We start from the raw sequence: 13,105 nt of genomic DNA on the forward strand, positions 1-13,105 counted from the left end.
CCACCCACCACCGGAAGGACACACCCGTGCCCTCTGCCCGTGACCCTCGCATCGCCATCGTCGGCGCCGGCCTCGGCGGCTTGACCTGCGCCCGGGTCCTGCAGCAACACGGTCGAGCCGTCACGGTGTTCGAACGCGAAGCCGACGCCGCCGCCCGCCCGCAGGGCGGCTCCCTCGACATGCACGCCGACACCGGCCAGGCCGCCTTGCGGTCGGCGGGCCTGCTCGACCGGTTCCATGCCCTCGCCCGCCCCGAGGGCGACGAGTGGCGCGTGCTCGACCATGCCACCGGTGCCCTCCTCGCGCAGCGAGGGCCGACCGCAGGCGGGGGCCGTCCGGAGATCGACCGCGGCCAACTGCGCGGCCTGCTGCTGGACTCGCTCGCCCCGGGCACGGTGCGGTGGGACCGTGCCGTCACCGGGGTCACCCCGCTGGCGGGCGGCACCTGCCGGCTGGTCCTGGGTGACGGTACGGCCGAGGAGTTCGACCTGGTGGTCGGTGCCGACGGCGCCTGGTCACGGGTCCGCCCGGCCCTGTCGCCCGCGGTACCCCACTACACCGGTGTCACCTTCGTCGAGACCGGCTTCGACCAGTGCGACACCCGCCACCCCGAACTCGCCCGGCTGGTCGGCAACGGATCGCTGCTGGCGAAGGGCGTAGGCCGGACCATGGTCGCCCAGCGCAACAGCAACGGTCACATCCGCGGCTACCTCGCGCTGCGCGAGCCGCAGGACTGGCACGTGGCCGCCGGACTCGACCTCGGCGACCAACGGGCCGTGCAGGAGTACCTGTTGGAGATGTTCGACGGCTGGGACGAGAGCCTGCTGCGGATCCTGCGCGACAGCGACCACGGCTTCGTCAACCGGTCCCTGCACGTGCTGCCCGCCCCGCACGTCTGGTCGCACGTGCCCGGCGTGACGCTGCTCGGCGATGCCGCGCACCTGATGCCCCCGGTCGGGCTGGGCGCCAACCTCGCCATGCTCGACGGCGCCGACCTCGCCCACGCCCTCGTCACCGAATCCAGCGTCGGCGACGCCGTCCGCGCCTACGAGCGCATCATGCTGCCGCGCTCGACCGAGGCCGCGACGGGCAGCGCACGGGGCCTCGACCACCTCGTTCCCGCGGCCTGCTGAGTCGACGCCGCCGGCCCGAGCGACGCCGAAGGCGCCCGTGACGGGGCAGGCCGGGTGAACACCCGACGGACGGGCAGCCCCACGACCCTCCTCGTGATGGCCTGACCGCTGTTGACGGCATGGGCCAACTGGCGGACATCGGAGAAGGAGAGGTTGCGCGCGTACCCGGCGATGATCACCTCTGAGGGCGGCGGCGTCGGCGGCGAGTGCTTCGGAGCAACCCCCGCGAGCGCGGGGCCGACTTGGTCGGCGCGAAGATGTGCACGGGCCCGACGGAGCAACCCCCGCGAGCGCGGGGCCGACCCTTCCTCGAACCCGCGGAAGCCCCGCGCCCCGGAGCAACCCCCGCGAGCGCGGGGCCGACACTTGCTGACCTGCGGCGATTGGTGTCAGAGGGGGCCGGTTGATTCAGTTCGATCGGATGGCGGCCCGCCGGGGCAGCTGATGATTGCCGTCATCTCTCCTTGCTGTGAGGCGAGTTGTCAGTGCTGGGTTCTAGACTCCCGAAGCGTACTCGCACATGGAGGTCGGGACGATGGTCGAGGACCGTTGGCATTGGTACCCGCCCGAGGTCAGGGGCTGGTTGGGTGCCCTGTGGGGCAAGTCCGCGGGGCGGGCCGGGGGGACTGCCAACCTCCTGCTGTCGCACATGCTGGACACGGCCGCCGTGGCCGAGGTGCTCTGGGACCGCTACCTGCCGCAGGTGACGCGGCGGCGTCTGGACGCTCTGGCGGGTGGTGCGGGCAAGGGACGCCGTCTGTTCGCCTGGTTGTGTGGGATCCACGATTGTGGCAAGGCCACGCCGGTGTTTCAGCAGCTCGACCCTGCCGGTGCGGCCGTGGTCCGTCAAGCGGGGCTCACCTGGGACACGTATGCGGTGCAAGGGGTGCCTTGGCGGCATGACAAGGCAGGCGCCCGCGTGCTGCGGGCGCTGCTCACCGAGGCGAAGTGGTCGAAGGAGCAGGTCGGCTGGGTGTGGCCGTTGGTTGCCGGCCATCACGGGTTGATCCCGACGTTGGGGCAGCTGAGTCCGCCGAGGAAGAACGAGAAGTTGCAGAGATCCGGCCGGCCTTGGGAGCTCGCACAGGCGGCGCTGGTGGAGGTGTTCACCCGGGAGCTCGGCTACGAGGGCGAGTCGCCGCTTGCTGCCGTCGAACCCGCGTTGCTGCCCAGCCGCGCGGTGCAGCTCCAGCTGTCCGGGTACGTGGTGATGGCGGACTGGATCGCCAGCGACGAGCGGCACTTCACGGGCGAGTCCGATCTGGCGAGGGTGACGATGCCCCAGGCGCGCCAGCGGGCCGCGGTGGCGTGGTCGAGGCTGGAACTGCGCGGCGGGTGGGGAAAGTTGGCGGAGCCGGGCCTCGAGGCGTTCCGGGACCGGTTCGACCACGGACCCCGGCCGTCCCAGGAGTTGGTCCTGGACGTGGTGCGTCGGATGGGCGGGCCTGGCCTGGTGATCGTCGAGGCGCCGATGGGGGAGGGGAAGACGAAGGCGGCGTTGGCGGCTGCCGAGTCGATGGCCGCGCGTCACGGTGCGGACGGGGTGTTCCTGGGCATGCCGACCCAGGCGACCGCAGACCCGATGTTCACCCAGGTCCGTTCGTGGCTGCGCGAGGTCGGGGAAGGGCTGGAGGACCAGGTCGCGCTGCTGCACGGCAAGCGGATGTTCAACAAGGAGTGGCGCGCCCTGCTGGAGGGCGCGGGGGAGTGGGGACAGGACGCCGACGACCCTTTCGCGTCGGTGGGCGAGGACGAGTTCGGAATGCGGGCCGACTGCTTCGGCGGCTGCGAGGGCGGGGAGCGCAGGGCTCCCGCCGAGTGGTTCCTCGGTCGTCGCCGCGGCCTGCTGAGCCCGTTCGCGGTCGGTACCATCGACCAGCTCCTGTACGCCGCGACCCGCACCAAGCATGTGATGCTCCGGATGGCCGGCCTGGTGGGCAAGGTCGTGATTCTCGACGAGGTTCACGCCGCGGACGTCTACATGTCGCAGTTCCTGCTGGAGGGCCTGTGGTGGCTCGGGCAGGCCGGGGTTCCAGTGGTGCTGCTGTCAGCGACCTTGCCGCCGGACCAGCGGCGCCGTCTGGTCGCCGCCTACCTGGCGGGAACTCAGTCGGCGGAGGCTTCGGCGGAGCTGGAACTTCCGGAGCCACAGGGTTATCCGAGCGTGACGGCGGCCTGGTCGGCACACGGCGGGAGGCCGGCGCTGTTGGTCGAGAGTACCGAATCCTGGCGTGATGACCTCCACGTGCGGGTCGAGGTGCTCGATGAATCGTCGATGCTGACCGGTTCCCTGACCTCGGGGGACGATGCCGGGCCGGCGGATGCCGCAGTGGTTGACCACCTGAAGGAGTGCCTGGTCGACGGCGGATGCGTCCTGGTCATCCGCAACACCGTGGCCCGCGCCCAGTCCACGTTCGAGGCCCTCCGCGAGGAGTTCGGCGCTGATGTCCGGCTTCTGCACGGCCGCCTGCACGCGGGCCACCGGGCCGACCGTACGCAGGAGGTGCTGAGGCTCCTCGGACCGCCGACCGAAGGGGCCGAGCGCCCCTACCGACTGATCGTTGTCGCGACCCAGCTCGCGGAGCAGTCCTTCGATGTCGACGCCGATCTGCTGATCACCGACCTCGCACCGATGGACCTGCTGCTGCAGCGCATCGGACGCCTTCACCGCCATGACGGCGTGAGGCGCCCCCGCCTGCTGTCTCGGCCCACCGTTGTCGTCACCGGCATCCACCTCGGTGACGACGGTGCGCCGAACATCCTGCCCGCCTCCGAAGGGATCTACGGCCGCTACCTGCTGCTGCGCACGGCGGCCGAGGTCGAGCGGGCGGCGACGGCCGACGAAGGAACGTGGAAGATCCCCGGTGAGGTGCCGGATCTGGTCGCCCGCGTGTACGGCACCGACGCCCTCGTCCCTGCCTCCTGGATCGAGGCGGAGGATGATGCGCGGCAGGTATGGAAGGAACGGCAGAACGAGCGCCGCGCCGCGGCCGTCGAGTACCTGCTGACCCGCACCGGGGAACACGGATCGCAGACCCTGGCCGGCCTTCATTACGGAAGCCACGGCCGCCTGACGGAAAGTCAGTTCGAAGCGCTCGTCCGCGACGGGGACCGGAGCGTGGAGGTCGTCCTGGTAGGCCGCACCGCGGATGCTTTGCGTGCGATGACGGGCCGACAGCTCGGCCCCAACGGGACGGTCGCGGCCGAGCTGGTGGACGATGTGCTCTCCGGGGCGGTGCGTCTCCCCACCAAGCTGACCGTGGCGGCCGAGCAGGAGCTCGGTCCGTTGTCGGGCTGGCGCGACCATCCGTGGCTACGACACAGCCTGGCCCTCGAGCTCGACGAGCACGGCGCCGCGGTCATTGGCGACTTCCGGCTGCGCTACGACGACCTGCTCGGCCTCGTGGTGAGCGGAGGTCACCCGTAGCGGTAGAGCGCATGGGCGGAACGGACGCAGTGCCGTTCCGCCCACACGACCCCACCCCCGCGAACGCGGAGCCGACTTGCCGCCGAGACCGGCTGTCAAACACGGCCAGGGGCCATCCCCGCGTACCAACCCGCGGGACCGAGGGGCAATTCAAGCATTCACCCCACAACAGGCATCCGCCGGTGCCACGATGAACCAGCGACAAGCTAAACATGGCTAGTTGGGAGAACAGCGCGTGCCTGGGTACAACCTTGTCGACGAACCGTGGCTGACGGTACGCCCCGTCGGAGGCGGGCCTCCCGTGAAGCTGGGGATCGCCGAGGCCTTGGCCCGGGCCCACGAGCTCGAGGGCGTCGTGGTCGAGTTCTCCACCCAGCTCCCGGCCGTCCTGCGCCAGGTCCTGCTGCCCGTCGTCGCCCACGCCACCGGCGTACCTCAGGATCTCCAGGAGAAGGGCGAACGGCTGGCCCGGAAAGGCGGGTTCACGACGGACGAGCTGGACAAGAAGCTCCTGCCCTACCTCGCCGAGCATCACGCGAAGTTCGACCTCTTCGATCCCGAGGCGCCGTTCGGTCAGGTCGCCGGGCTGCACACTGCCAAAGGCGAGACGAAGGGCTCCGCCGCCCTCGTGGTGACCGCAGCGAGCGGCAACAACGTCCCGCTGTTCGCCAGCCGCACCGACGCGGACCCGCTCGATCTCACGGCGGCCCAGGCTGCCCACTGGCTCGTACACGCCCACTGCTGGGACACAGCGGCGATCAAGACCGGGGTCGTCGGCGACGACCAGGTCAAGGCGGGCAAGACGACCGGCAACCCCACCGGCCCGCTCGGCCAGCTCGGTGTCATCATCCCCACGGGGCGCACCCTGTACGAGACCCTCCTGCTGAACCTCCCGCTCACCCCGCCCGACAACCTCGGCGTCCCGCAGTGGCTGCAGGGCCCGCACCAACCCGCGTGGAAGCCCCGCAAGGCCAACGGCCTCCTCGACCTGTGGACGTGGCAGGCCCGGCGGATCAGGCTCATCCCGCACCGGGACGAGAGCGGGCAGCTGAGGGTCGCCCGGGTGGTGATCAGCGCCGGCGACCGCCTGACGTCCGTGCCCGAGAGGGAGCCTCACACCGCCTGGACCTTCGCCGCGCCGGCGAAGAAGCCCGTCAAGAAGTCCGCCTCAGCCCTTCCCGAGCGCAGGCCCCGCCGTCACAGCCAGGGCAAGGCTGCCTGGCGCGGCCTGGAAGCCCTCCTCGCACCCACCCGCCGGAGCTCCGACGGCGCCTTCGAGACCAGCATCCTGCTCGACGAGGTCAGCGCCCTGCAAGAGGACGACCAACTCCCCGCCGACTACCCGCTGCAGGTCGAGATCTTCGGGATGGTCTACGGCACCCAGTCCTCCGTCGTCGAGGACGTCATCCACGACGCCATCCCCCTGCCACTGCTCGCTCTCCACCAGGAAAGCGAAGCCCACCAGCTGCTCCTGGACGTCGCCGAGCAGGCGGAACGGCTCGCCCAGGCCGTCAACAACCTCTCCGCCGACCTGCGTCGGGCCGCCGGAACCGACCCCATCCCCTGGGACAAGGGCCAGCGCCCCGGCGAATTCCTCCTGCACGCCCTCGACCCCTTGGTGCGCCGCCTGCTCGCCGGCGTACGCGACGCCGGCACCGACGACGACGTCCTGGGGAAAGGCCGGCTCGCCTGGGAGCAACTCGCCCACCGCCACGCGTGGAACGTGGCGAACGCGCTCCTCCTGGCCGCACCCGCCACCACGTTCGGCGGCCGCACCCTCGACCAGCCTGGAAAGGCGGGCAAGACACAGACCTACCGGCTCGGCACGGCCGGCGCCAACTTCCGACGAACGGTCAAGGAGATCCTGCCCCGCCACGCCGACGCCGTACGGGAAGCCGCTGCCGCCCGGGCAGCCGAGACGGGACCCTCCAACGACTCCGACCCCGCCCTTGGAGCGGACTTTGACTACTGAACACTCCATCGCCGCCCAACCGCGCCGGTACTGGGACCAGTTCACCGCCCACGACCACACCTGGCGCATCGACCCCCGCACCAAGCAACCACGCCGACCGTCCGGAGAGGACCTCGCGGCGCTGCGCTCCGGCCTCGGGCGCCCCGTCATGGACAGTCCCAAGATGTGGCCGCTCTACAGCTGCGAGGTCAACGACTTCCTCGCGCTTCGCGACGAGGTCTCCGACGAGCAGAAGGCCGAGCACGCCGCCCTGGCCCTCTATGGCCTGCACCAGCAGAGCCAGTCCGCGCCGATGCACCGCCGCGGCGTCAAACTGGGTCAAGCGCTTCGAGCCCTGCGCCGCAGTGGCAAGTTCAGCGAGGAGGCACTCGACACCCGAGTCGCCCAACTCGCCAATGCCACCAGCGTGTCCGCGCTGCTGGTCCACCTGCGTGGCCTGATCACCCAACTCCGCTCCGTCGGGCAGCCGTTGGACTACAACCACCTGATGGCCGACATCCTGGCCTGGCACCACACCGACCGGCGCCCGCAGGTCCGCCTCAAGTGGGCGATCGGTTATCAGTCGTGGAAGGACCAGGCACCTGCCGTGTGATCCGCACTCCGGCACATCCATCACCACCGGCACCACCATCCTTCGAGGAGAAGCGCATGACCGACCGGCTCTATGTAGACGTGCACATCCTGCAGACCGTCCCCCCGGCCAACCTCAACCGCGACGACAGCGGCAACCCCAAGGAGGCCTACTTCGGCGGAAAGCGCCGCTCCCGCGTCTCGTCCCAGGCTTGGAAGCGCGCCACCCGCATCCACTTCGCCGAGAGCCGCGACCCGCAGGATCTCGCCACCCGAACCAAGCGGATCGCCGCCCAACTGGCCAAGGGCATCGCCGAGCGCACCGGCGTCGCGGTCGAGGACGCCCAGCGGATCGCCGACGCCCTGATCAAGTCGACCGGGATCTCCGCCGGCAAGAAGGATGGCGACACCGCCTACCTCCTCTTCTACGGGCGCCGCCAACTGGACGGCATCGTCGACCTGGTCGCCGACACCGCCACCGACCTCGCCACCCTCGACGTCAAGGCCCTCGACGAGGCCGTCAAGGCTTTGCCGGTCAAGGACCAGTTGCAGACCGGACACCCCGCCGATGTCGCGCTCTTCGGCCGCATGGTCGCCGACATCCCCGGCCTGAATGTCGACGCCGCCACCCAGGTTGCCCACGCCATCTCCACCCACGCCGCCGAACTCGAGTTCGACTACTACACGGCAGTCGACGACGAGAACACCGCCGAGGAGACCGGCGCCGGCATGATCGGCACCATCGGCTTCAACTCCGCCACGCTGTACCGCTACGCCACCGTCGGCCTGCACCAGCTGCGCAGCAACCTCGGCGACGACAAGGCCGCGGTCGACGCCGTCGACCTGTTCGTCGACTCCTTCGCCCGCTCCATGCCCACCGGCTACGGCAACTCCTTCGCCCACCGCACCCGCCCCAGCCTCGTGGCCGTCGTCGTCCGCGCCGACCAGCCCGTGAACCTCGTCTCCGCGTACGAGAACGCCGTCCCGGCCGGCCGGGGCATCGTCGCCGAGTCCGCGCGCCGCCTTGCCGTGGAGTTCGCCACCGCCACCGAGCAGTGGGGCGACACCCCGCTGTACGTCGGCATCTGCCACACCCTCGGCACCGACACGGACGCCGACCAGACCGGGCAGAAGCTGGCGGAGGCGTTCGGCACCAACCGCACCTTCACCGATCTGCGCGACGGCCTGCGAACCGTGCTCACCGAGCGGGTGAACGACAACTGATGTCCGCCGACCCCACCCACGCACCGGCCCCGGAGCAGGCGGTCCTCGTACTGCGCCTGGCCGCTCCGCTCCAGTCCTGGGGCGAGCGCAGCGCCTTCAACCGCCGTGACACGCCGCCCCAGCCGACCAAGTCCGGAGTTGTCGGACTGCTCGCCGCCGCGGCGGGATACCCGCGGGAGGCGGACCTCACCGACTTGGTCGGGCTGCGCCTGGGTGTGCGCATCGACCAGCCCGGAACGTTGCTGCGCGACTACCACACCGTCAGCGACTACCGGGGTCGGCCACTGCCGCAGGCCGGCGTCAACGCCAAGGGCGTCCAGAAGTCGACCTCCCCGGCCAAGGACACCCACGTCACCCACCGGTACTACCTGCAGGACGCGGTGTTCACCGCCGCGGTCCAGGGCCCAGCCGCTCTCGTCACGACGCTGGCCGAGGCGATCCGCCGCCCCGCCTTCCCGCTGGCCCTCGGCCGGAGATCCTGCGTCCCTACCCAGCCGATCGCCCTCGGCGAGGTGCGCGACGCCACCCTGGAGGACGTCCTGGCAGAGGAGCCGTGGCAGGCGGGCGAAGCCGCGAGGAACGCCTACCGCCGGCACGCGCAGCGGGGTCCGGAGCCGTTCTCCCCGCACCGGATCGACCTCGCCGCGACCTTCGACGACCCCTCGGGTGACGACACCCTGCAGGACGTCCCGCGCTCCTTCTCGCCCCGCGAACGCGCCTTCTCCACCCGGCGCATCCGCCACACCTGGCTCAACGTCCCCACCGGTCTCGACTCGTCCGCCGCAACTACGCAACCGGCCGCCGCAGCCGGCAGCCACGACCCGTTCGCCCTGCTGGGCTGGTGACCAGATGACCTACCTCTCACGTGTCCGCATCAACCCCCTGCGCGCCGCCAGCCGCAACCTGCTCGCCAACCCCCGGGCCCTGCACGGCGCCGTGATGGCGGGCATCCCTGACACCGCCCCCGGCGACCGGATCCTGTGGCGCCTGGACGCCGACCACCCGCGTCGCCCCATGCTGCTCGTTCTCACCCCCTCCAAGCCGGACTGGACCCACATCGTCGAACAGGCCGGGTGGCCCGACGCCGAAGGCGAGCACTACGCGATCCGCGACTACAGCCCGCTGATCGCCCAGCTCGCCGTCGGCCGCGAGTTCGCCTTCCGGCTCAAGGCCAGCCCCGTCCAGAACACCTCCAAGCCCGACAAGGCGAGCCCGCACCGCACCAAGACCGCTGCGGAGCTCCACCACCGCTCGTACCGCATGGCCCACCGCACTGCTGCCCAGCAGCTCACCTGGTTCCTGGACCGCACCGCCCGGTGGGGCTTCACCATCCCCGAGGCCCGGACCGACCACCCCGCACCGGGCCTCGAACCATCTACCGCAGATACCCCGGTCGGCGCGCCGCCCGCCCGGGAGGCGAGGATCACCGACCGCAGCCGCAGCACCTTCACCAAGCCCGGCACCCGCACCCCCGTCACCCTCACCACCGCCACCTTTGAAGGCCACCTGCGCATCACCGACCCCGGCCTCCTGCAGGCGGCACTCCTGGGCGGTATCGGCCCCTCCAAGGCCTACGGCTGCGGCCTGCTCACCCTCGCCCCGCTCCCGACCGGAGCCCGCTGACCGATGGCCGACATCTGGTGGAAGGCCCACCCGCACGACCTGCACCGCCTCGCAGACCGCGTCTCCAGCGTCTACGTCGAGCGCAGCCACATCGACCGCGACGAGAACGCCGTCGTCGTCATCAACAAACGCGAGACCGTCCGCGTCCCCGCTGCCATGGTCGCGGTCATGCTCCTCGGCCCCGGGACCCGCATCACCCACGGCGCCGTCAACCTCCTCGCCGACTCCGGCACCACCGTGTGCTGGGTCGGCGAGCAAGGCGTGCGTATGTACGCCGCCGGGCTCGGCCCAAGTCGCGGCGCGGGCCTCCTCAACCGTCAGGCGTGGCTGGTCAGCCGTACCAAGGAACGCCTGGCCGTCGCTCGGAACATGTACCGCATGCGGTTCCCCGGCGAGGACGTCGGCACCGCCACCATGCAACAGCTGCGTGGCCGTGAGGGTGCCCGTATCCGCAAGCTCTACCAGGCCGAATCACGGCGAACCGGCGTCCCCTGGAACGGCCGCGTCTACAAGGCCGGTGACGCCTACGCTGCGGGCGACGACCTCAACCGCCTTCTGTCGGCGGCCAACGCCGCGCTCTACGGGATCTGCCACGCGGTCATCACCGGCTTGGGGGTCAGCCCCGGCCTCGGCTTCGTCCACACCGGACTGGCGACGTCGTTCGTCCTCGACATCGCCGACCTCTACAAGGCCGAGTACACCATCCCCCTTGCCTTTGACCTCGCCCAGCAGGGCCACACCGAGGAACGCGACGCCCGTCTCGGCCTGCGCGACCGCATCGCCCAGGACAAGCTGCTCGGACGTATCGTCCACGACGTCAAGACCCTCCTCAGTCCGGACGGCACCGACATGCCCGACGTCGAGGTCAACGAACTCTGGGATGAACGCGTGGGCGCAGTACAAGGCGGTGTCAACTGGTCGGGCACCGAGGGCACACCGACGCCCTCCGTATCCGACCCCGGTATGGGCGACGAACACCTGGCCATCATCGGCCCGGAGTTCACCCAGGACACGAGCAACCCGTGACCGTCATCATCCTCATCGCAGCTCCCGAAGGCCTGCGCGGCCACCTCACCCGATGGATGGTCGAGGTCAACGCCGGCGTCTTCGTCGGCACCCCCAGCCGTCGCATCCGAGACCGCCTCTGGGACCTCCTCGCCACCCGAATCGGCGACGGCCAAGCCGTCCTCGTCGAACCTGCCACCAACGAACAAGGCTGGACCGTCCGCACCGCCGGCAAGGACCGCTGGAAGCCTGTCGACTTCGACGGACTGATTCTCTCGGCCCGCAATCGCCGCTAAACCCGGAGGTCACGAAGTGTCGGCCCCGCACGCGCGGGGATTGCTCCGGTAAGGGGACGCTGCGGGATGCCCTGATGTCGTCGGCCCCGCACGCGCGGGGATTGCTCCATCCGCGAGGCGGACGCCACCGGGGCCGACCGCTGCTGCAGGGCCTCGGTTCGTCAGGCTGGAGAGCAACCCGCGAGTGCGGGCCCGACCACATGGACACCACCCGGCGCTGGGGACCGCGGGAGCAACTCCCGCGAGCGCGGGGCCGATGGGCAGCCCGACGCGATAGCTTGCTGCACCGGGGAGCAACCCCTGCGAGCGCGGGGTCGATCCAACGTCCGGGCGGGCAAGGTGCACTTCGGTAGAGCAACCCCCGCGAGCGTGGGGTCGATCTGCCGCCGATGGGCCGCGACGAGAAGAAGGAGGAGCAACCCCGCGAGCGCGGGGTCGATAACTCGGTGTCCGGGTTCTTGAACTTGGGGAAGGAGCAACCCCCGCGAGCGCGGGGTCGATGTGCGGGACGGCACCACCATGAGCGCGGCCGAGGAGCAACCCCCGCGAGCGCGGGGTCGATCCCCCGGTACACCAACCTGGGCCGTCCCCGCCGGAGCAACCCCCGCGAGCGCGGGGTCGATGTGGTATGGCTCTTGTCGTCCATGGCCATGGGGGAGCAACCCCCCGCGAGCGCGGGGTCGATGCCCTGCTGCTGGACACCCGAGACCCGGAGAGCGAGCAACCCCCGCGAGCGCGGGGTCGATCAGATCCCAGGGTTGCGGTACGTCTCGTACATGGAGCAACCCCCGCGAGCGCGGGGTCGATGCATGATGACCTCCTGGGTCAGGCCGGGGTGCTGAGCAACCCCCGCGAGCGCGGGGTCGATTCTGCACCGGAACGTCGTCCGCCCACATCTTCCGAGCAACCCCCGCGAGCGCGGGGTCGATTCCTCGCGGCGGGCCCTCCGGCGCTCGCCGCCGGAGCAACCCCCGCGAGCGCGGGGTCGATTCGACTGGACAGCCCGACCTCGGCGCGAAGCAGGAGCAACCCCCGCGAGCGCGGGGTCGATCGCCGGGGCACCCCACGCCCATGACCAGCCAGGGAGCAACCCCCGCGAGCGCGGGGTCGATCTCAAGAAGTCCTGACGCACTCCACGCACATTGGAGCAACCCCCGCGAGCGCGGGGTCGATCTCATGGAGTCCAAGCACGAGCGGCACGGGGCGGAGCAACCCCCGCGAGCGCGGGGTCGATCGGCGCCCGACGGCCGCGGTGTGGCAGGTCTGGGAGCAACCCCCGCGAGCGCGGGGTCGATCCGGAGTGGGCCGACGAGCAGGTGGCGGACGGGGAGCAACCCCCGCGAGCGCGGGGTCGATTCCGGTGAGCGCCGTCCGGCCCGTCAGTACCGGGAGCAACCCCCGCGAGCGCGGGGTCGATGCTTGCTGACCTGCGGCGATTGGTGTCAGAGGGGGCGGGTTGATTCAGTTCGATCGTGTGGCAGCCTGTAGGGGAGGCGGCGCATTGTCGTCATCTCTCTATCCTCCGAGGCGAGTTGTCAATGCCGTGTCCTGCGCTCTCGAAGCGTAGCCGCACGTGGAGGTCGGGCGATGGATGAGGGCTGCGGGCAGTCGGCCGACCGCCCCCGGGTTGGCGGGGTTGCGCTGTGGCGCTCTACGCCTCGCCGGGCTAGGAGGGGCTGGCCAACGGAGACGACGAGCCAACTCGGCTGATCCCGAGTTGGTGGCACAAGGTCGTCCCGGTGGTGGACGGTCGCGGCGCCCGTGGGGAGGGGCGCCGCGACGGATCGGCTGGGCGGGATCGCGACCTCGTGCGGCTGGGCCGGGGGCAACGTAGGTTGGGGCTGCCTCTGAGGGT

At 70.8% G+C, this 13,105-nt stretch carries 9 protein-coding genes and 1 CRISPR repeat array; all 9 genes read left to right on the top strand.

The features are described 5' to 3' along the window. Positions 1–26 precede the first annotated feature (26 nt). The 9 genes from ACZ58X_RS34490 (at position 27) to cas2e (ending at position 11,250) form a co-directional block, all read left to right on the top strand. Positions 27–1,133, top strand: coding sequence for an FAD-dependent oxidoreductase (locus ACZ58X_RS34490; RefSeq protein ID WP_470337514.1), 1,107 nt, complete (start codon positions 27–29; stop codon positions 1,131–1,133). A 535-nt stretch (positions 1,134–1,668) separates the two neighbouring features. Further along, positions 1,669–4,560, top strand: a complete 2,892-nt coding sequence (gene cas3, locus ACZ58X_RS34495; protein WP_470337515.1) for a CRISPR-associated helicase Cas3' — start codon at positions 1,669–1,671, stop codon at positions 4,558–4,560. Between the two features lie 235 nt (positions 4,561–4,795). After that, a complete protein-coding gene (casA, locus tag ACZ58X_RS34500; protein WP_470337516.1) occupies positions 4,796–6,532 on the top strand; it encodes a type I-E CRISPR-associated protein Cse1/CasA in 1,737 nt (578 codons plus the stop codon). After that, entirely contained in the window at positions 6,522–7,124 is a 603-nt protein-coding gene (gene casB / locus ACZ58X_RS34505; protein WP_470337517.1) for a type I-E CRISPR-associated protein Cse2/CasB, read from the top strand. The genes casA and casB overlap by 11 nt, the downstream gene beginning before the upstream one ends. 56 nt (positions 7,125–7,180) lie before the next feature. Continuing rightward, positions 7,181–8,326: a type I-E CRISPR-associated protein Cas7/Cse4/CasC gene (gene cas7e, locus ACZ58X_RS34510; protein ID WP_470337518.1), complete on the top strand. Its 1,146-nt coding sequence runs from the start codon at positions 7,181–7,183 to the stop codon at positions 8,324–8,326. Further along, a complete protein-coding gene (gene cas5e, locus ACZ58X_RS34515) occupies positions 8,326–9,171 on the top strand; it encodes a type I-E CRISPR-associated protein Cas5/CasD (RefSeq protein ID WP_465656053.1) in 846 nt (281 codons plus the stop codon). Before cas7e ends, cas5e begins: the two co-directional genes overlap by 1 nt. 4 nt (positions 9,172–9,175) lie before the next feature. Then, a complete protein-coding gene (gene cas6e, locus ACZ58X_RS34520) occupies positions 9,176–9,949 on the top strand; it encodes a type I-E CRISPR-associated protein Cas6/Cse3/CasE (protein ID WP_465656054.1) in 774 nt (257 codons plus the stop codon). Between the two features lie 3 nt (positions 9,950–9,952). After that, positions 9,953–10,975 carry a type I-E CRISPR-associated endonuclease Cas1e gene (gene cas1e / locus ACZ58X_RS34525; RefSeq protein ID WP_470337519.1) on the top strand — a complete coding sequence of 341 codons (1,023 nt, stop codon included), beginning with the start codon at positions 9,953–9,955 and terminating at the stop codon, positions 10,973–10,975. Further along, the gene (gene cas2e / locus ACZ58X_RS34530; RefSeq protein WP_465656057.1) at positions 10,972–11,250 is read left to right on the top strand and encodes a type I-E CRISPR-associated endoribonuclease Cas2e; all 279 of its coding nucleotides are present in this window, start codon (positions 10,972–10,974) and stop codon (positions 11,248–11,250) included. Before cas1e ends, cas2e begins: the two co-directional genes overlap by 4 nt. A gap of 472 nt (positions 11,251–11,722) precedes the next feature. Further along, positions 11,723–12,668: direct repeats of the CRISPR family, unit length 30 nt; unit sequence GGAGCAACCCCCGCGAGCGCGGGGTCGATC. The last annotated feature ends 437 nt before the right edge of the window (positions 12,669–13,105 follow it).

It is taken from the genome of Kitasatospora sp. NPDC040550 (assembly GCF_055594965.1).